Here is an 18,190-nt window from a genome sequence, read left to right as displayed (position 1 = left end):
GGCAGGCGAGTGAGGGAGCGGCGATGCGACAGGCACGGTTCGACGCACAGGGCAGCTGTGTCCGCTGGACGGAGAGCGAAGGATCCGGCCCGGCCCGCGTGTACGTACACGGGCTGGGCGCGGCGTCGACGGTCTATCACGCGCACATCGCGGCCAGGCCCGAGCTGGCCGGACGCCGGTCGCTCTTCGTCGACCTGCCGGGTCACGGCATCAGCGACCGTCCCTCGGATTTCGGCTACTCCCTGGAGGAACACGCGGATGCCTTGGCCGCCGCGCTGGACGAGGCCCACGTGGCCGGAGCGGAAATCGTCGCGCACAGCATGGGCGGCTCCGTCGCCATCGTGCTCGCGCACCGCCGCGGCGACCTGGTGTCACGGCTGGTCCTCACCGAGGCCAATCTCGACCCCGACCCGGCCCCGACGGAGGGCAGCAGCGCCATCGCGTCCTACGAGGAAAAAGACTTCGTAGCCGGCGGCCACGCGCGCTTGCTCGAGAAGGTCGGCCCCCTGTGGGCGGCGACCATGCGGCTGGCCGACCCCCGCGCCCTGCACCGCAGCGCGACGGGGCTCGTGAAGGGGACGAGCCCCACCATGCGCGCGATGCTCATGGACCTGCCTGTGGAACGCGTCTTCTTGCAGGGCGCGCGGAGTGGCGAACTCGCGGGCGCGGACGGGCTGGTGGCATCCGGGGTGCGGGTGGTGACCGTGCCGGAGGCGGGGCACAACGTCATGTTCGAGAACCCGGAGGTGTTCGCCTCGGTAGTTGCCGGACGTCAGTGATCCACCACATGAGGCGCCAGCCGGGCGCGTCAGGTCCGACTGCGGCTTCAGCCCTGCCGCACGGCCAGAGCGAGGAACCGTGCGTCCTCGTCGACGTACGAGCTCAGAAGCCACCCCGAACCGGCGAGCAGCGGACGGAGGTTCGCCTCGGCCCGCAGATCGTCCGGGGTGATCTGGCGGCCCTGGCGCGCCGCGAGCGCCGCACGGCCGATGGGGTGGAAGAGGGCGAGAGTCCCTCCGGGGCGCACCACACGCCTCAACTCCCGCAGGTTCTCCGCGGGGTCGGGCAGATGGGAGATCAGGCCCGCCCCGAACACCGCGTCGAGTGACGAGCTCCGCAGCGGGAGCCGGGTCACGTCCGCGAGCAGGAGCTGCCCTTCACGGTCCCTGCCCGCCCGCGTGGCGGCCTCCAGCATGGCGGGCGTCAGATCGACCCCGAGGACGGCTCCGGAGGGCCCCACGGCCTCCCTGAGCGCGGGCAGCGCACGTCCGGTGCCGCACCCGGCGTCGAGGACGCGGCCGCCTGGCCGCAGGCCGACCTCGGACGCGGCGGCCAGGTAGGCGGGCCCGTCGTCGGGGAACCGGGCGTCCCAGTCGGAGGCCCGGGTGCTGAAGAAGTCACGGACACGCGTGTGGTCATCGCTCATGTGGCCATGATTACTCAACGACTCGCATGCGCGTTGGGGGCACACGTTCGAGCGTCACGCGATCGTTCAGCATCCTCTCTCTGTCATATTCCAACACCTTTCGAACTGCGCCCCCGCTGTGCGCCCCTGTCAGGGCTAGCGTCCCGGAGCCATGGGACACCTGGACCACGCCACCTTCGGCTGGCTGACCCCCGCGCTGTCGTACGCGATGGCTTGTATCGGCGCCGCTCTCGGGCTGCGCTGCACCGTCCGTGCGCTCGGCGCCACGGGCACGTCACGCCGCAACTGGCTCATCACCGCGGCCTCCGCCATCGGCACGGGCATCTGGACGATGCACTTCGTGGCCATGCTCGGCTTCGGCGTCACGGGCACCGAGATCCACTACAACGTGCCCCTGACGATACTGAGCCTGATCGTCGCGATGGCCGTCGTCGGAGCCGGCGTCTTCGCGGTCGGCTACGGCCGCGACCGCGGGCGCGCGCTCGCGCTCGGTGGACTCACCACCGGGCTCGGCGTCGCGAGCATGCACTACCTGGGCATGGCCGCGCTGCGGCTGCACGGCAAGGTGCACTACGACCCCGTGCTGGTCGGGCTCTCCGTGGTCATCGCCGTCGTCGCCGCGACCGCCGCCCTGTGGGCGGCGCTGAACATCAAATCGCCGCTCGCGGTCGCCGTCGCGTCGCTCGTCATGGGCGGGGCGGTGAGCAGCATGCACTACACCGGAATGCTGGCCGTGAGCGTGCGGGTCAACGAGTCGGGTGCGGCGCTGTCCGGGGCCACGACGATGCAGTTCATCTTCCCCCTCGCGGTGGGCCTCGGGTCCTATCTCTTCCTGACCTCGGCGTTCGTCGCGCTCTCCCCGACAACGGGGGAGCGTGAGGCCTCCGTGGCGGCCCAGCGACCGGTGGAACGCGCCGCCCAGTAGCGCCACCCCGGACCGGTCACGGTCGGCCGGGCGCACGCCCCGAAATCTTTCCGAGCGAGGAGGCCATGCGTACACCCCGTAGGACCCCCGACCCGGCCGACGGCGGCGCGCCGCCGCAGCCCGGGGCCCCGGCACGTGGTCGCCGCGCACACGCGGGGGCGCCCGCCGACGAACGACGCGACACGGAAGCGCCCTTGGAGCCCGGTCCGCCGACACTCCCCGCGACGAATCGCGGACGCGCGTGGCTGCCGCGCCCTCGCACCGTACGAGCCAAGATCGTGTGCCTGCTGATGGTCCCGGTCGTCTCCCTGCTCGGGCTGTGGGGGTACGCTACGGTCAGCACGGCCCAGGACGTGGCACATCTGCGGCAGTTGCAGCGTGTCGACGCCCAGGTGCGCGGCCCTGTCGACACAGCCATCGCGGCGCTGCAGGCCGAGCGAGTGGCGGCCGTGCGCTACGCGACCGAGCCCGCGCCCGAGCGCGCCAGCGAACTCGAGAGGCGAGCGGGACGCACGGACCGCGCGGTGGCCAAGCTGCGCCGTGGCGAGGGCCGGACCGTCGCCGATGGCGCCGACCTGCCCACCGGAGTGGCGTCCAGGCTCGAAACATTCGTCTCCCAGGCCGAAGGCCTGAGTACGGTACGGACCGATGTGCTCGACCGCCGCACCGCCTGGGACGCGACCTACGGTCAGTACACGAAGACCATCTCGGCAGCCTTCGGAGTCGGCGGCGCCCTCACCGGCATCCAGGAAGCCGAACTCGGCTCCCACGCACGCGTGCTCCTCGAGTTCTCCCGGGCCGCCGAGATGCTGGCGCGCGAGGACGTCGTCCTCTCCAGCGCCCGGCTCACCGGCTCGCTGGACGGTGAGCGACTGCGGCAGTTCACCGGGGCCGTCGACACCCGGCGGACCCTGACCGACGCGGCGGTGGCGGATCTGCGCGGACCCGAACGAGCAGCCTGGCAGAACCTCGTGGAGGGGAGCGCGTACGCCGACGTACGCGCCGTCGAGGACAAGGTGCTCGTCGCACCTCCGGGCCGCAAAGCCGCCGCCGCGGCGTCGGCCGCCGAGTGGGACAGCTCCCACGCCGCGGTACGGGACGAACTGCGCGCGATCGACGCGGGCGCCAGCCGCAGCGCCGCCGACCGGGCCGACCCGTTCACCCGCGGGTTGCTCACACCGGCGGGCGCCGCGGTGCTCCTCGGACTGCTGGCCGTCGCCGCCTCACTGGTCATCTCCGTACGCATCGGGCGAGGCCTGGTCATCGAGCTGGTGAGCCTGCGCAACGGCGCACTGGAGATCGCCCGTCACAAACTCCCGCACGCCATGCGGAGGCTGCGGGCAGGCGAGGAGATCGACATCCACGCCGAAGCGCCCCCCGGCCCGCTCGCCGAGGACGAGACGGGGCAGGTCTACGAAGCGCTGGGCACGGTACACAGGGCGGCCCTGCACGCCGCCATCGAACGCGCCGAACTCGCCAGCGGCATCTCAGGCGTCTTCGTCAACCTCGCCCGCAGGAGCCAGGTCCTCGTCCACCGCCAGCTCAGCCTTCTCGACAGCATGGAGCGCAGGGCGGACGACCCGAACGAACTCAGCGACCTCTTCCGGCTCGACCACCTCACCACCCGCATGAGGCGGCACGCCGAGAGCCTGATCATCCTCTCCGGAGCGGCTCCGGGACGAGCCTGGCGCATGCCCGTCTCCCTGACGAACGTCGTCCGGGCGGCGGTCTCCGAAGTCGAGGACTACGCGCGCGTGGAGGTGCGACAGCTCCCCGCCGCCGCGGTCGTCGGCACGGCGGTCGCCGACCTCACCCACCTCCTGGCCGAACTCGTCGAGAACGCGGCCCAGTTCTCGCCGCCCCACACCAAAGTGCGGGTCAACGGTGAACCGGTCGGCAACGGCTACGCCCTGGAGATCGAGGACCGTGGCCTCGGTATGGGCGCAGAGACCCTGGCGGAGGCCAACCACCGCATCGAGCAGTCCGAAACGCTCGACCTGTTCGACAGCGACCAATTGGGGCTCTTCGTAGTCAGCAGGCTCGCCGCGCGGCACGGAGTCAAAGTGCACCTCCGTACGTCCCCTTACGGCGGAACCACCGCAGTAGTCCTTCTGCCCACCGCACTGCTGCAGAGCACCGCATCGGAGAGCCCCGGAGCCCACACCATGGAACGCGACAGCAGACAGGACGGACACGCGCGCGTGCCCGACACCGCACCGATGAACGGCAACTCCGTGCCCGCCCCGGCCGTCCGTCCCGTACTGGCCCCGTCCACGGAGACCCCCGCGGCGACGCCCCCCGGCGTCACCGCTCTGCGCCTGCACAAACCGCCGGACGCGGAGCCCGACAGGGCGGCCCCGGAGCCTTCGGACGACCTCCCGCGCCGCGTGCGCCAGGCCAGCCTGGCCCCGCAACTGCGCGAGCGGCCCCCCGAGGTCGCCGCCGGATCCGTGAGTGTGCGCGAAGACACCGAACGCAGCCCCGAAGACGTACGGGACCGCATGGCCGCCTACCGCGAGGGCTGGGTCCGCGGCGGAGGTCGCCGCCCGGGCATCGTCGGCGCGGTCCCCGACATCCCGGGGCCCGCACCGGCCAGTGACAGCACCGAAGGAGACCACCCATGATCCAGGATCAGAGCATCACCGCCGGCCGGTCCGGCGAACTCGACTGGCTGCTGGATGACTTGGTCCTGCGCGTCGGCGAGGTACGGCACGCCGTGGTGCTCTCCAACGACGGGCTCGCTGTCGGTGCCTCGACCGCCCTCGCCCGTGAGGACGCCGAGCACCTCGCCGCGGTCGCCTCCGGGTTCCACAGCCTCGCCAAGGGCGCCGGACGGCACTTCGGGGCCGGGGGAGTGCGCCAGACCATGGTCGAGATGGACGACGCCTTCTTGTTCGTGGCAGCGGCGGGCGACGGCTCCTGCCTGGCCGTACTCAGCACCGTGACGGCCGACATCGGCTTGGTCGCCTACGAGATGGCACGCCTGGTCAAACGGGTGGGCGAGCACCTCTACACGCCACCGCGCCTCGCGGCACAGCCGCCGGCCGCCGGATGAGGCAGGGCGGTCGACGCAGATGACCGAGGACATCAGCGGCATCCCGCGCGACGCGGGCAGCCAGTGGTACGACAACGAGGCCGGGCCCCTGGTCCGTCCCTACGCGATGACGGGCGGCCGGACCCAGCCTGGGCCCAGCGGAGTGCGCTTCGACCTGATCGCACTCGTCACGCTGGACGAGAACGCACCGGGCCCCGGCGACGACACCGCGCTCGGACCGGAACACCGGTCGCTCATCGAACTGTGCCGCACCGAGACCCAATCGGTCGCCGAGCTTGCTGCCGACGCCGATCTGCCCGTGGGCGTGGTCAGGGTGCTGCTCGGCGATCTGCTGGAAATGGGCTGCGTGAAGGTGAGCCGACCCGTGCCACCCGCACAACTGCCCGACGAGAAGATCCTGCGAGAGGTGATCGATGGGCTCCGAGCACTCTGACGCCGGCGGCGGCGACACGACCGCCATGGCGTTGAAGATTCTGGTCGCGGGCGGCTTCGGGGTGGGCAAGACCACCCTCGTCGGCGCGGTCAGCGAGATCCGCCCGCTGCGCACCGAGGAACTGCTCAGCGAGGCGGGCCAGTCGGTGGACGACACCGGCGGAGTCGACCGCAAGACCACGACGACCGTCGCCATGGACTTCGGCCGCATCACCATCAGGTCGGGCCTGTCGCTGTACCTCTTCGGTACGCCGGGGCAGGACCGTTTCTGGTTCCTGTGGGACGAGCTGTCCCAGGGCGCGCTCGGTGCCGTCGTCCTCGCGGACACACGACGGCTCGAGGACTGCTTCCCCGCCGTCGACTACTTCGAGCATCGGCACATCCCGTTCGTGGTGGCCGTCAACTGCTTCGCGACCGCGCGTACGTACGGGGCGCACGAAGTGTCACGGGCTCTGGACCTCGACCGCGGCACCCCCGTGGTGCTGTGCGACGCACGGGACCGCGATTCGGGAAAGGAGGTGTTGATACGCCTGGTCGAGTACGCCGGGCGGATGCATACCGCCCGGCTGCTCGACACGGTGGGCTGACCGTCAGGCCGTGAGTTCGGGCCTCAGTCGGCGACGGCGCCGAGAGCGACGACCTTGTCGATCTTGACGCGCACGAGGAGTTCGCCGGGCACGCCGTTGCGCTCGCCGAACTCCTCGGCGCGCCCCTCACCCATGTAGCGGGCGCCGAGCCGGGCCGCCCAGTGCCGCACCTCGTCGAGATCGTCGATCAGCCGGGCCTGCCCTTGCAGCACCACGAACGCGAACGGAGGCTTGTCGTCGTCCACACACAGGGCGACGCGCCCGTCCCGCGCCAGATTCCTCCCCTTGACGGTCTCCGCCCCGGTGTTGAACACCAGATCGTCCCCGTCCAACAAGAACCAGATCGGTGCGATATGCGGGCTGCCGTCCGCACGGACGGTCGAAAGCTTGCCGGTTCGGGTGCCCTGCGAGACGAAAGCCCGCCACTGGTCCTCGGTCATCTTCTGTGCCATGTCCTCATCATGCTTGCCCGGGCGCCGCTGGTGGGGAAGGCTGGCAGGTCAGTTCCTCCGGACAGGGGGAACAGAAGGCGGGGAGACGGGAACATGGTGCAGAACACGGGGCTCGGCTGGCTGCTCGACGACTTGACCGAGCGAATGGAGCCCGTACGGCACGCGCTGGTGCTGTCCAACGACGGACTGGTGACCGGCGCGAGTTCCGAACTGAAGCGGGAGGACGCGGAACACCTGGCCGCGGTCTCCTCCGGTCTGCACAGCCTCGCCAAGGGTTCAGGCCGGCACTTCCAGGCGGGCAACGTGCGCCAGACCATGATCGAATTCGATGACGCGGTGCTGTTCGTCACCGCGGCGGGCGACGGCAGCTGCCTGTGCGTCCTCAGTTCGGCGGAAGCGGACATCGGTCAGGTCGCGTACGAGATGACACTCCTCGTCAACCGGGTCGGAGAGCATCTCGGCGTGGGCGCCCGGCAGCCCGAACGGACGTCAGTGGTAGACCTATGACCAGCTAAAACGTCGTCGCGGCGAGAGTTATCCACAGGCTCGGCGCGGATTGCGGTGATCGCGCTACGGTTTTCCCGAGAGCAAAGACGCCTCACGGGGGAGAACCACCATGACAGGTCACACGATCACGCGAGAAGCCGTCGACGCGGCAGCGCGGACATCGGTCACGCAGGGCCACGCGGCACGGGAACTGGGGCTGAAACGCGGCGAGTTCGAGCTCGCCGTGATGCTGGGCCGCATCCACACCGTGAGCGACACGGTCGGGGGACGGCGCCGCGTCACACGCGAGGAGATCGAGCGTGTCCGTGCCGGGGAGGGCTTTCCCGAGGCATGGGTGGAGCGCATCAGAGCCGTGGGGACCACTGAGGGCGCGGCTCTCATGGGCATCTCCACGGCCCGGTTCACTCGGCTCACTCGCGTGGGCCTCGTCACGCCGGTGAAGGTCTACCTCAACCGCTATCGAGCGGTGGTCTGGCTCTATCTGGCGGAGGAGCTGCGGCACTTCGCCGAGGCCGAGATCAACGCCGGTCTGCTCACCGGCCGAGCCCCCGGCGCGATCCGCGCCCAACTGGAGGCGGGCGTCGACCTTCGGGCACGCAACTGGCGGGGACGCCACGCGGGAGCGCTGCTGGAGCAGTGCGACGATCCCTGGGAGCGAGCCGCCGCCGTGGCCTGGCTGCTCGACCCGGTCCAGATCGCGGAGATCATCAAGGATCCGTACGAACGCGCCTATGTACGCAGGCTCATGCCCGAGCCCCTCGCTCGGGGCGCGCTCGATTCACCGGCGGGACAGATCATTCAGAAGATCATGACCGCGGACGACCCGGACGAGATCCGCTGGCTGCGGGCGAACCTGACCATCGGCCTCTCCCAGGCGCGCAGGCAGCGCCCGGCGCCGAGGCCCGAATCGGTGCCTCATCCGGTGGCGGAACTGGAACCGGAGTCGGAGCCGGGGCCGGCGTCGGAGCCGGCGTCGGAACCCCCTCACCCTGTGCCGGAGGTATCGGCGGTGCCTGACGCGCCAGATGCGCCGACGTCACGAGGCTTGCTCAAGTGGTTGCGCCGCAGGGGAGCGTGACCTCCGTGATGGGCGTGGGAGTGACAGGCAGGGTGGGTGATCGCTACTCCGTCGCGTCGAGATCCTTCGCGTAGTGCTCGATCGCGGGCCGGTAGCTGACGATGTCCGGGTCCTGGCTCGTACTGGCGAGCACGGTCAGCAGGATCTCCATGGCGTCGTGCGCCCGGCCGGTGTTGTAGAGCGCCATGGCCAGAAAGGTCTTGAGGGCGTCGTCGTCGGGGAACTCGGCCACCGCGTCCCCCAAGGTCACGACGGCTTCCGGATACCGGCCGAGGACGCGGTACGTACTGCCCAGACCAAGGAGAGCTCCTCGGCGGTCATCAGAAGAAAGCCCCTGCCCCTGAGCCCCCTCGACCCGCTCGACCGCGCGGACGTAATGCGGCACCGCCTCGGCCTCCAGGCCGAGTGTGTCGTGCACCCACGCGGTCTGGTACGCCACTTCCGGATCCGTGGGGAACTGCTCGCACAGGGCGAGCAGCCGCTCCCGCGCCTCCTCGCGGCGACCGTCCTCGCGGAGCCGAACGGCCTCGGCCAGCAGGTGGTCGCGGTGTCCGGTCATGTCGTCTCCCTCATCGATGCCCCAACCCCAACCCACATCCCAATCCCAACCTCAACCCCGACGCCTGACGCGTCCGCTCACGCCCCCGTCGACGGGCGGCCGTCCATGTGCCGCTCCCCGTAGGGCCGGAAGAGACCTTCCTGGACGACCGAGACCAGCAGCCTGCCCTCGATGTCGTAGATGCGTCCGCGGGCCAGACCGCGGCCGCCCGTCGCGATCGGGGATTCCTGGTCGTACAGGAACCACTCGTCCGCGCGGAAGGGGCGGTGGAACCACATGGCGTGGTCCAGCGAGGCCATGTCGAAGCCTCGTGGGCCCCACAGCGGTTCCACCGGGATGCGGACGGCGTCCAGGAGCGTCATGTCGCTCGCGTACGTCAGCGCGCAGGTGTGGACGAGGGGATCGTCGCCGAGCGGGCCGACCGCGCGCATCCAGACCGCGCTGCGCGGCTCGGCGTCCTTGATCTCCTCGGGGGTCCAGCGCAGCCGGTCGACGTAGCGGATGTCGAAGGGCTGACGTCTGGCCATGCGCTCCAGCTGCTCGGGGAGCTCACCCAGATGCTCGGTGATCTCCTGGGCGACCGTCGGCAGCGACTCGGGGTCGGGAGCCGTGATGCGCGGCGGCAGCTGGTGTTCGAACGCGCCCTCCTCGGGCTGATGGAAGGAAGCGGTGAGATTGAAGATGGTGCGACCCTGCTGGACCGCGGTGACCCGGCGCGTGGTGAAGGACCGCCCGTCCCGCACCCGCTCGACCTGGTACACGATCGGCACGCCCGGCCGGCCGGGCCGCAGGAAGTACGCGTGCAGCGAGTGCACCGGGCGCTCGCCCTCGGTGGTACGCCCGGCGGCCACCAGAGCCTGCCCGGCGACCTGCCCGCCGAACACGCGCTGCAAGGACTCCTGCGGGCTGCGGCCACGGAAGATGTTGAGCTCGATCTGCTCCAGGTCAAGCAGATCGACAAGGCGGTCGGCGGGGTTGGTCATGGCATTCCTCGGCTTCAGTCCGGGGGAGACCCGGTGCGGTCAGCGTCTGCGTCGGCATCAACGCGAACGGTCAGAGCTGGCCGACGTCGGTGACCCGGACGACGGCACGGCCTTCCTCGTCGGAGGCCGCGAGATCGACCTCCGCGCCGATACCCCAGTCATGGTCGCCGTTCGGGTCGGCGAACGTCTGCCGGACGCGCCACAGACCGTGGTCCGGGTCCTCCTCGATGAGCAAGAGCTTGGGGCCGCGGGCGTCGGGACCGGTGCCGAGATCGTCGTACTCGTCCCAGTACTTGTCCATGGCCTCGCCCCAGGCGTCCGCGTCCCAGCCGGAATCGGCGTCCAGTTCGCCCAGCTCCTCGACGTGGTCGAGGGCGGCGAGCTCGACGCGCCGGAAGAGCGCGTTGCGGACCAGGACACGGAAGGCGCGGGAGTTGGCGGTGACCGGCTTGACCTGGTCGGCGCGCTCCTGGGCCTCCTCGGCGGTCATGACCTCGGGGTTGGCGAGCTGCTCCCACTCGTCGAGCAGGCTGGAGTCGACCTGACGGACCATCTCGCCGAGCCAGGCGATGAGGTCTTCGAGGTCCTCGGACTTCAGGTCGTCCGGGATGGTGTGCTCAAGCGCCTTGTACGCGCTCGCAAGGTAGCGAAGGACGATGCCCTCGGTGCGGGCGAGTTCGTAGAAGGAGGTGAACTCCGTGAAGGTCAGCGCCCGTTCGTACATGTCGCGGATCACGGACTTGGGGGAGAGCGTGTGGTCGCCGACCCACGGGTGGCTCGTCCGGTAGGTGTTGTACGCGTGGAAGAGGAGCTCCTCCAGAGGCTTGGGGTACGTGACGTCCTGGAGGCGCTCCATGCGGTCCTCGTACTCGACGCCGTCCGCCTTCATCAGAGCCACGGCCTCGCCGCGCGCCTTGTTCTGCTGGGCGGCGAGGATCTGGCGTGGGTCGTCCAGGGTGGACTCGACGACGGACACCATGTCGAGGGCGTACGAAGGGGATTCCTGGTCGAGCAGGTCGAAGGCGGCGAGCGCGAACGTCGAGAGGGGCTGGTTGAGCGCGAAGTTCTGCTGGAGGTCGACCGTCAGACGCACGATGCGGCCCGAGGCGTCCGGCTCGTCGAGCTTCTCCACCACGCCGCCGTCGAGCAGCGAACGGTAGATGGCAATGGCGCGGCGGATGTGCCGCAGCTGCTGCTTGCGCGGCTCGTGATTGTCCTCGAGGAGGTGGCGCATCGCTTCGAAGGCGTTGCCCGGGCGGGCGATCACCGCGAGGAGCATGGTGTGCGTGACGCGGAAGCGGGAGGTCAGCGGCTCGGGCTCGGAGGTGATGAGCTTGTCGAAGCCCTCCTCGGTCCACCCCACGAAGCCTTCCGGCGCCTTCTTGCGCACCACCTTGCGGCGCTTCTTCGGGTCGTCGCCCGCCTTGTTGAGCGCCTTCTCGTTCTCGATGATGTGCTCGGGCGCCTGCGCCACGACGAGGCCCGCCGTGTCGAAGCCCGCCCGGCCGGCCCGGCCCGCGATCTGGTGGAACTCCCGGGCGCGCAGCGTTCGCACGCGTGTGCCGTCGTACTTGGCGAGGGCGGTGAACAGCACCGTACGGATCGGGACGTTGACGCCGACGCCGAGGGTGTCCGTGCCGCAGATGACCTTCAGGAGACCGGCCTGGGCCAGCTTTTCGACGAGCCGTCGGTACTTGGGCAGCATGCCCGCGTGGTGCACGCCGATCCCGTGGCGTACGTACCGGGAGAGGTTGCGGCCGAACTTGGTGGTGAAGCGGAAGTTGCCGATCAGATCGGCGATCTTGTCCTTCTCCTCGCGGGTGCACATGTTGATGCTCATCAGCGACTGCGCGCGCTCGACGGCCTGTGCCTGCGTGAAGTGGACGATGTAGACCGGCGCCTGCTTGGTCTCCAGGAGCTCGGTGAGCGTCTCCGTGATGGGCGTCAGGCGGTACTCGTACGAGAGCGGGACCGGGCGTGTCGCGGAGCGGACCACCGAGGTGGGGCGTCCCGTGCGGCGTGTCAGGTCCTTCTCGAACATCGAGACGTCGCCGAGCGTCGCGGACATGAGGATGAACTGTGCCTGCGGCAGTTCCAGGATCGGGATCTGCCAGGCCCAGCCACGGTCCCCTTCCGCGTAGAAGTGGAACTCGTCCATCACGACCTGGCCGATGTCGGCGTGCTTGCCGTCCCGCAGCGCGATCGAGGCGAGGACCTCGGCCGTGCAGCAGATGACGGGCGCGTCGGAGTTCACGGAAGCGTCGCCGGTCAGCATGCCGACGTTCTCGGTGCCGAAGAGCTTGCACAGGTCGAAGAACTTCTCCGACACCAGCGCCTTGATCGGAGCCGTGTAGAAGGTGACCTTGTCCTGGGCAAGGGCGGTGAAGTGCGCGCCCGCCGCGACCAGGCTCTTTCCGGAGCCGGTCGGCGTGGACAAGATCACGTTGGCTCCGGAGACCACCTCGATCAGCGCCTCCTCCTGAGCCGGATAGAGAGTGATCCCCTGACCCTCGGCCCACGAGGAGAAGGCTTCGAAGAGGGCATCGGGGTCGGCATCCGGCGGCAGCTGATCAATAAGTGTCACACCCCCATCTTGCCTTCCTTCCGACCCGATCTGGGAACCGGCGGTCCGTACGAAGATCACGAACGCTACGCTGTGTCGCCAACGGGGCGTCAGTACAACGGAAATGAGGCGGGGAACAGCCATGATGGGTCCGGCACACTCACTGTCGGGGGCGGCGGCCTGGCTCGGCGTCGGAGCGGCCGCGGCGGCGGCGGGGCACACGATGCCCTGGCCCGTTCTCCTCGTCGGAGCCTTGATCTGCGCCGGGGCCGCGCTCGCACCCGACCTCGACCACAAGTCGGCGACCATCTCGCGGGCCTTCGGGCCGGTATCCCGGGGCCTGTGCGAGATCGTCGACAAGCTCTCGGCCGCCGTCTACAAGGCGACCCGCAAACAGGGCGACCCGCGCAGGGCCGGTGGTCACCGCACCCTCACGCACACCTGGCTGTGGGCGGTCCTCATCGGGGCCGGGGCCTCGGGGCTCGCCATCTTCGGCGGCCGCTGGGCGGTCCTGGCGCTGCTCTTCGTCCACATGGTGCTCGCCATCGAAGGCCTGCTGTGGCGGGCCGCGCGCGGGTCGAGCAGCGATGTGTTGGTGTGGCTGCTCGCCGCGACGAGCGCCTGGATCCTGGCCGGAGTCCTGGACAAGCCCGGGAACGGCGCGGACTGGCTGTTCACCGCGCCGGGCCAGGAGTACCTGTGGCTGGGCCTGCCGATCGTGCTCGGCGCCCTGGTGCACGACATCGGGGACGCGCTCACGGTCTCCGGCTGCCCGATCCTGTGGCCCATCCCCATCGGCCGCAAGCGCTGGTATCCGATCGGGCCGCCGAAGCTGATGCGGTTCCGGGCGGGCAGCTGGATCGAGCTGAAGGTGCTGATGCCGGTCTTCATGCTGCTCGGGGGAGTGGGCGGCGCGGCCGCGCTGAACTTCATCTGAGGGGGGCGGGGGCCGGGCGGGGCGTGGTCCCCTACAGCTACCCCCCACCACGTCCCCGCTACAGGTATCCCGCAAGCCCTTCCGCCAGCTCCTGCTCGTCACCGTCGCGATACGCGGAAAGCGCCTGCTGCAAGGCGAACGTTCCGCGGATCGTGGCGGCGCGTCCGGCCACCCCGGCGTACGCCTCGGATCGGCCGCCCAGCGCGAGCACCCGGTCAAGCACCCGGTCTCCCAGCTCCCCGCCGCAGCCGCAGCCGCAGGCACAGCCCCAGCCGACGCCGATCGCCGCGAGATCCTCCGCCGGATCGCCGAGCGTGACCTCGTCCCAGTCGACGACTCCGCTGAGCCGCGGCCGTCCCCCGACGACCTGCCACAGCACGTTCTCCCCGCCCAGGTCGCCGTGCACCAGTGCCCCGGTGAGGTGCGGCAGGCCGTCGAGCTCCGCGATGTCCCGCTCGGCGCGCAGCCGCCCCGCATCCGACATGAGGCCGAACAGCTCGGCGCGGACGTCCGCCGCGAGCCGCCGCCACTCGCCCTCCCTCGCATGCGGCAGCGCCGCCCGTACCGCCGTATCGGTGCCCGCGTCGGCGAGGGCGGCCAGCAGCGAGGCGTACTGCGCGGCCACGGACGCAGCCACCTCGGCGTGGTCGAGATCGGAGTGGTCGAGCACGCCGTCTGCCAGGGGCGCTCCGGGGACCCGGCTGAGCAGCAGGAACGGAGGCTCGTCCGTGCCCCGGGTGCCACCGGCGAGCAGGGGCTCGGGCGTGCGGAAGCCGAGGTCGAGCCCGGCGAGCACGCGCAGGACAGCCGCCCGCTCGGTCAGCCGGGCGGCCGCCGCCTCGGTACGGGCAAAGCGCACCACCCGGTCCGAGCCGATCACCACATGGTGAAACTGCCCCTGGACGACGGGGAGGTCGGACACCGGTTCCCCGGGCAGCAGACGCCTCAGCAACGCTTCATGCGTCACGCCCGGCGCGAAGCGGGAAGAGGCCGCCGCGGGTGACGGACTATCCATGCCAGGACAGCCACAGCGCCGCGTACGCACCCCCCGCGCCCACCAGCTCGTCATGGCTGCCCAGCTCGCTGATCCGGCCGTTCTCGACCACCGCGATCACGTCCGCGTCGTGCGCGGTGTGCAGGCGGTGGGCGATGGCCACGACCGTGCGGCCGTCCAGGACGCGCGCGAGCGAGCGCTCCAAGTGGCGGGCCGCACGCGGGTCGAGGAGCGAGGTCGCCTCGTCGAGGACCAGGGTGTGCGGGTCGGCGAGGACGAGGCGGGCAAGGGCGATCTGCTGGGCCTGCGCGGGGGTGAGGGCGAAGCCGCCCGAGCCCACCTCGGTGTCCAGACCCTCACCCAGAGCCTGTGCCCAGCCGTCGGCGTCGACCGCGCCCAGAGCCGCCCACAGTTCCGCGTCCCGCGCCCCCGTCCTGGCGAGCAGGAGGTTGTCGCGCAGGGAGCCCACGAAGACGTGATGCTCCTGGTTGACCAGCGCCACGTGGGAGCGGACCTCCTCCGCGGGCATGGCGGACAGCTCGGCTCCGCCCAGCGTCACGCGGCCGTCGCGCGGTGCGTAGATCCCCGCGAGCAGCCTGCCGAGGGTGGACTTGCCCGCGCCCGACGGGCCGACCAGGGCGACGCGCGAACCCGGCTCGACGGCGAGCGACACCTCGCGCAGGACGTCGACGCCCGCGCGGTAGCCGAAGTGCACGTCGTCCGCGAGGACGTGGCGTCCCTCGGGAGTGACGGAGCCGTCGCCCGCGTCCGGTTCGATGTCCCGTACGCCCACCAGGCGCGCCAGCGAGACCTGGGCGACCTGCAGCTCGTCGTACCACCTGAGGATGATCCCCAGTGGATCGACGAGCATCTGGGCGATCAGGGCGCCGGTGGCCAGCTGGCCCACGCCGATCCAGCCCTGGAGGACGAACACGCCGCCGATCATCAGGACGGAGCAGAGCACGATGGTGTGGGTGAAGGTGATGACCGGGAAGAGGACGGAGCGCAGGTACAGCGTGTGCCGTTCCCACGCCGTCCATTCCTTGATACGGCGCTCCGACAGCTTCACGCGGCGCTCCCCGAGCCGGTGCGCCTCCACCGTGCGCCCCGCGTCGATGGTCTCGGCGAGAGCGGCGGCGACGGCGGCGTACCCGGCGGCCTCCGAACGGTAGGCGGAGGGCGCCCGCTTGAAGTACCAGCGGCAGCCGATCACGAGGAGCGGCGCCGCGATGAGGATGGCGGGCGCCAGCGGCGGCGCCGTCACGGCAAGACCGCCGATCAGGAGCACGGCCCAGACCACGCCGATGGCGAGCTGCGGCACGGCCTCCCGCATGGCGTTCGCGAGCCGGTCGACGTCCGTGGTGATCCGCGACAGCAGATCCCCCGTCCCGGCCCGCTCCAGCACACCCGGCGGCAGTCCGACCGAACGCACGAGGAAGTCCTCGCGCAGATCGGCCAGCATCCGCTCACCGAGCATCGCGCCGCGTACCCGCACCTGCTGCACGAAGACGGCCTGCACGATCAGGGCGACGGTGAACAGCCCGATGGTGCGCCCCAGATGGAGGTCGCGGGCGCCGTCCGAGACGCTCTCGACCAGATCACCCAGCAAGTAGGGACCGGCCATGGAGGCCACCACCGCGCAGGTGTTGACCGTGATGAGCAGGACGAAGGCCCGGCGGTGCCGCTTGAACAGCTCGCGTACGTAGGCTCCCACCGTCGCGGGCGCACCGACGGGCAGGGTGTCCGCGGTGGTCGGGGCCGCCGGGTCGTACTCCGGTGGCGCCAGGCCGATCATGCCGTCTCCTCGATGTCGATGTCGATGCCGACGTTGACGTTGACGTCGGTGTGGGTATGGGGGGCGGTCTCGCCGTCGTCCGGTGCCTGCGGCGTCCGTTCCTCGTCCGTCTCGCGCGTCACGACCGCCCGGTAGCGCGGTTCGCTGTGCACCAGTTCGCGGTGCTCGCCCACCGCCACGACCTGCCCCTCATGGAGGAAGACCACGCGCTCGGCCCGGTCGAGGAGCAGCGGCGACGACGTGAGGACCACGGTCGTACGCCCCTTGCGCAGCCCCTTGACGCCCTCGGCGACCCGCGCCTCGGTGTGCGAGTCGACGGCGGACGTCGGCTCGTCGAGCACGAGGACGCCGGGATCGGTGATCAACGAGCGGGCCAGCGCGAGACGTTGCCGCTGCCCGCCCGAAAGGGAGCGCCCGCGCTCGGTGACATGGGCGTCCAAGGGCGCCTCGTCCACCGAAGCCTGCGCCAAGGCGTCCAGGACGTCCGCGCACTGCGCGGCCTCCAGGGCGTCGTCGGCGCTGACCGCTCCCGACGCCGGTACGTCGAGGAGTGCGCGCAGCGTGCCCGACAGCAGGACGGGGTCCTTGTCCTGTACGAGGACGGCGGTGCGGGCGGTGGCCAGCGGGACCTCGTCGAGCGGCACCCCGCCGAGCAGCACGGACGGCAGCTCCTCCGCGTCGTCGAACGCCGCGTGCCCGCCGAGGCGTTCGGCGAGCCGCCCCGCCTCGTCCGGGTCGCCGCACACGACGGCGGTGAGCCGGCCCGAGGGCGCCAGAAGCCCGGTCACCGGGTCGTAGAGATCACCCGTGGGCGTCTCCCCGGGGTCACGCCGCTCGGCGCCCTCGGAACCCTTGGCACCCTCGAAACCCTTGGCACCCTGGGAGCCCTCGGCATGCGTCGTGCGCTGGAGCGAGAGCACCCGGGCGGCGCGCTTGGCCGAGGGGCGCGAGAAGCTGTAGGCCATCGCGATCTCCTCGAAGTGCCGCAAGGGGTAGGTCAGCATCGTGACCGCGCTGTAGACGGTGACCAGCTCGCCGATGGTGATCCGGCCCTCGCGGGCCAGGTTCACGCCGTGCCAGACGACCACGATCAACAGCAGCCCCGGCATCAGCACCTGGACCGCCGAGATGGCAGCCCACATCCGGGCGCTGCGCACGGCGGCCGTACGTACTTCCTGCGAGGCGCGGCGGTAGCGGTCGAGGAAGAGCTCCTCGCCGCCGATGCCACGGAGTACCCGCAGCCCGGCCACGGTGTCCGAGGCCAGTTCGGTCGCACGCCCGGCCTTCTCGCGCTGGTGGTCGGCGCGCCGGGTGGCGCGCGGCAGCAGCGGCAGCACGGCGAGGGCGAGCACCGGGACGCCGACGGCGACGACGACGCCGAGAGCGGGCTGGTACACGACGAGGCCCACGCAGACGAAGACGACCGTGAGCGCCGCCGCCGCGAATCGCGATGCCGCCTCCACGAACCAGCCGATCTTCTCGACGTCACCGGTGGAGACCGCGACCACCTCACCGGCGGCCACGCGCCGCGTGAGCGCGGAGCCGAGCTGCGCGGTCTTGCGGGCCAGGAGCTGCTGGACGCGGGCCGCCGCGGTGATCCAGTTGGTGACCGCCGTGCGGTGCAGCATGGTGTCGCCCAGGGCGATGGCGATGCCGCACAGTGCCATCACCGCGCCCGCCACGGCGAGCCGCTCCCCCGAGCGGTCGACCACGGCCTGCACGGCGAGGCCGACGAGGTAGGGCAGTACCGCGATGGAGCCGAAGTGCAGGAGGCCCCAGGCGAGTGATTTCAGCTGGCCGTCGAGCTGGTTCCGCCCGAGCCAGCGCAGGAAGTGGGGGCCCGAGCGGGCATCCGGCATGCCCGGGTCGGTGAACGGAAGATCGCGAATCTGCATGG

General features: G+C 70.8%; 17 protein-coding genes. 9 read left to right on the top strand and 8 right to left on the bottom strand.

The genetic code is table 11. From position 1 onward, the window contains the following. Positions 1-23 precede the first annotated feature (23 nt). The gene (locus ACFUPX_RS10560) at positions 24-779 is read left to right on the top strand and encodes an alpha/beta fold hydrolase (protein WP_383319282.1); all 756 of its coding nucleotides are present in this window, start codon (positions 24-26) and stop codon (positions 777-779) included. A 47-nt stretch (positions 780-826) separates the two neighbouring features. Here ACFUPX_RS10560 and ACFUPX_RS10555 read toward each other — a convergent pair whose 3' ends face one another. After that, positions 827-1,426, bottom strand: coding sequence for a class I SAM-dependent methyltransferase (locus ACFUPX_RS10555; protein WP_383319279.1), 600 nt, complete (start codon positions 1,424-1,426; stop codon positions 827-829). 151 nt (positions 1,427-1,577) lie between these two features. Here ACFUPX_RS10555 and ACFUPX_RS10550 point away from each other — a divergent pair, with 151 nt between their 5' ends. The 5 genes from ACFUPX_RS10550 (at position 1,578) to ACFUPX_RS10530 (ending at position 6,425) form a co-directional block, all read left to right on the top strand. Then, complete coding sequence (locus tag ACFUPX_RS10550) at positions 1,578-2,351, top strand: MHYT domain-containing protein (protein WP_383319276.1); 774 nt, start codon at positions 1,578-1,580, stop codon at positions 2,349-2,351. Between the two features lie 65 nt (positions 2,352-2,416). Beyond that, on the top strand, positions 2,417-4,975 hold the full coding sequence (locus ACFUPX_RS10545) for a nitrate- and nitrite sensing domain-containing protein (protein ID WP_383319273.1): 2,559 nt from the start codon (positions 2,417-2,419) through the stop codon (positions 4,973-4,975). Further along, positions 4,972-5,406: a roadblock/LC7 domain-containing protein gene (locus tag ACFUPX_RS10540; protein ID WP_383319270.1), complete on the top strand. Its 435-nt coding sequence runs from the start codon at positions 4,972-4,974 to the stop codon at positions 5,404-5,406. Before ACFUPX_RS10545 ends, ACFUPX_RS10540 begins: the two co-directional genes overlap by 4 nt. 19 nt (positions 5,407-5,425) lie before the next feature. Then, a complete protein-coding gene (locus ACFUPX_RS10535) occupies positions 5,426-5,839 on the top strand; it encodes a DUF742 domain-containing protein (protein ID WP_383319267.1) in 414 nt (137 codons plus the stop codon). After that, positions 5,820-6,425 carry an ATP/GTP-binding protein gene (locus ACFUPX_RS10530; protein WP_383319264.1) on the top strand — a complete coding sequence of 202 codons (606 nt, stop codon included), beginning with the start codon at positions 5,820-5,822 and terminating at the stop codon, positions 6,423-6,425. Before ACFUPX_RS10535 ends, ACFUPX_RS10530 begins: the two co-directional genes overlap by 20 nt. 23 nt (positions 6,426-6,448) lie before the next feature. Here ACFUPX_RS10530 and ACFUPX_RS10525 read toward each other — a convergent pair whose 3' ends face one another. Continuing rightward, complete coding sequence (locus ACFUPX_RS10525) at positions 6,449-6,877, bottom strand: PPOX class F420-dependent oxidoreductase (protein ID WP_383319261.1); 429 nt, start codon at positions 6,875-6,877, stop codon at positions 6,449-6,451. Between the two features lie 93 nt (positions 6,878-6,970). On the opposite strand from ACFUPX_RS10525, the gene ACFUPX_RS10520 reads away from it, so the two are divergent. Next, on the top strand, positions 6,971-7,384 hold the full coding sequence (locus ACFUPX_RS10520; RefSeq protein ID WP_383319258.1) for a roadblock/LC7 domain-containing protein: 414 nt from the start codon (positions 6,971-6,973) through the stop codon (positions 7,382-7,384). 109 nt (positions 7,385-7,493) lie between these two features. Further along, positions 7,494-8,462, top strand: a complete 969-nt coding sequence (locus ACFUPX_RS10515) for a DUF6397 family protein (RefSeq protein WP_383319255.1) — start codon at positions 7,494-7,496, stop codon at positions 8,460-8,462. A 43-nt stretch (positions 8,463-8,505) separates the two neighbouring features. On the opposite strand, the gene ACFUPX_RS10510 is transcribed toward ACFUPX_RS10515, so the two are convergent. From ACFUPX_RS10510 to ACFUPX_RS10500, 3 genes are all read right to left on the bottom strand, one after another. Beyond that, a complete protein-coding gene (locus tag ACFUPX_RS10510) occupies positions 8,506-9,021 on the bottom strand; it encodes a tetratricopeptide repeat protein (RefSeq protein WP_383319252.1) in 516 nt (171 codons plus the stop codon). A gap of 77 nt (positions 9,022-9,098) precedes the next feature. Next, the gene (locus tag ACFUPX_RS10505; RefSeq protein ID WP_383319249.1) at positions 9,099-10,004 is read right to left on the bottom strand and encodes an acyl-CoA thioesterase; all 906 of its coding nucleotides are present in this window, start codon (positions 10,002-10,004) and stop codon (positions 9,099-9,101) included. A gap of 70 nt (positions 10,005-10,074) precedes the next feature. Then, positions 10,075-12,648, bottom strand: a complete 2,574-nt coding sequence (locus ACFUPX_RS10500; RefSeq protein ID WP_383319247.1) for a DEAD/DEAH box helicase — start codon at positions 12,646-12,648, stop codon at positions 10,075-10,077. A gap of 61 nt (positions 12,649-12,709) precedes the next feature. Between ACFUPX_RS10500 and ACFUPX_RS10495 the strand changes: the two genes are divergently transcribed. Further along, entirely contained in the window at positions 12,710-13,504 is a 795-nt protein-coding gene (locus tag ACFUPX_RS10495) for a metal-dependent hydrolase (RefSeq protein ID WP_383319244.1), read from the top strand. A gap of 58 nt (positions 13,505-13,562) precedes the next feature. Here the strand turns inward: ACFUPX_RS10495 and ACFUPX_RS10490 are convergent, their stop codons facing one another. Genes ACFUPX_RS10490 through ACFUPX_RS10480 form a run of 3 tightly spaced genes read right to left on the bottom strand, consistent with a single transcriptional unit; the run spans position 13,563 to position 18,188 of the window. Further along, a complete protein-coding gene (locus ACFUPX_RS10490) occupies positions 13,563-14,519 on the bottom strand; it encodes a phosphotransferase family protein (protein ID WP_383319240.1) in 957 nt (318 codons plus the stop codon). Then, positions 14,512-16,293: an ABC transporter ATP-binding protein gene (locus ACFUPX_RS10485; RefSeq protein WP_383319237.1), complete on the bottom strand. Its 1,782-nt coding sequence runs from the start codon at positions 16,291-16,293 to the stop codon at positions 14,512-14,514. Before ACFUPX_RS10485 ends, ACFUPX_RS10490 begins: the two co-directional genes overlap by 8 nt. Beyond that, positions 16,290-18,188: an ABC transporter transmembrane domain-containing protein gene (locus ACFUPX_RS10480; RefSeq protein ID WP_383319234.1), complete on the bottom strand. Its 1,899-nt coding sequence runs from the start codon at positions 18,186-18,188 to the stop codon at positions 16,290-16,292. Before ACFUPX_RS10480 ends, ACFUPX_RS10485 begins: the two co-directional genes overlap by 4 nt. Between the last annotated feature and the right edge of the window lie 2 nt (positions 18,189-18,190).

This window comes from Streptomyces sp. NPDC057302 (genome assembly GCF_042667685.1).
GTDB lineage: Bacteria > Actinomycetota > Actinomycetes > Streptomycetales > Streptomycetaceae > Streptomyces.
This window is presented reverse-complemented; position numbering and strand designations above follow the sequence as displayed.

Coding starts and splice junctions, on each gene's coding strand:
- ACFUPX_RS10510 (WP_383319252.1), bottom strand. CDS start 9,021: ATGACCGGACACCGCGACCACCTGCTGGCCGAGGCCGTTCGGCTCCGC.
- ACFUPX_RS10545 (WP_383319273.1), top strand. CDS start 2,417: ATGCGTACACCCCGTAGGACCCCCGACCCGGCCGACGGCGGCGCGCCG.
- ACFUPX_RS10540 (WP_383319270.1), top strand. CDS start 4,972: ATGATCCAGGATCAGAGCATCACCGCCGGCCGGTCCGGCGAACTCGAC.
- ACFUPX_RS10530 (WP_383319264.1), top strand. CDS start 5,820: ATGGGCTCCGAGCACTCTGACGCCGGCGGCGGCGACACGACCGCCATG.
- ACFUPX_RS10560 (WP_383319282.1), top strand. CDS start 24: ATGCGACAGGCACGGTTCGACGCACAGGGCAGCTGTGTCCGCTGGACG.
- ACFUPX_RS10555 (WP_383319279.1), bottom strand. CDS start 1,426: ATGAGCGATGACCACACGCGTGTCCGTGACTTCTTCAGCACCCGGGCC.
- ACFUPX_RS10490 (WP_383319240.1), bottom strand. CDS start 14,519: ATGGATAGTCCGTCACCCGCGGCGGCCTCTTCCCGCTTCGCGCCGGGC.
- ACFUPX_RS10535 (WP_383319267.1), top strand. CDS start 5,426: ATGACCGAGGACATCAGCGGCATCCCGCGCGACGCGGGCAGCCAGTGG.
- ACFUPX_RS10550 (WP_383319276.1), top strand. CDS start 1,578: ATGGGACACCTGGACCACGCCACCTTCGGCTGGCTGACCCCCGCGCTG.
- ACFUPX_RS10525 (WP_383319261.1), bottom strand. CDS start 6,877: ATGGCACAGAAGATGACCGAGGACCAGTGGCGGGCTTTCGTCTCGCAG.
- ACFUPX_RS10520 (WP_383319258.1), top strand. CDS start 6,971: ATGGTGCAGAACACGGGGCTCGGCTGGCTGCTCGACGACTTGACCGAG.
- ACFUPX_RS10505 (WP_383319249.1), bottom strand. CDS start 10,004: ATGACCAACCCCGCCGACCGCCTTGTCGATCTGCTTGACCTGGAGCAG.
- ACFUPX_RS10495 (WP_383319244.1), top strand. CDS start 12,710: ATGATGGGTCCGGCACACTCACTGTCGGGGGCGGCGGCCTGGCTCGGC.
- ACFUPX_RS10485 (WP_383319237.1), bottom strand. CDS start 16,293: ATGATCGGCCTGGCGCCACCGGAGTACGACCCGGCGGCCCCGACCACC.
- ACFUPX_RS10515 (WP_383319255.1), top strand. CDS start 7,494: ATGACAGGTCACACGATCACGCGAGAAGCCGTCGACGCGGCAGCGCGG.
- ACFUPX_RS10480 (WP_383319234.1), bottom strand. CDS start 18,188: ATGCAGATTCGCGATCTTCCGTTCACCGACCCGGGCATGCCGGATGCC.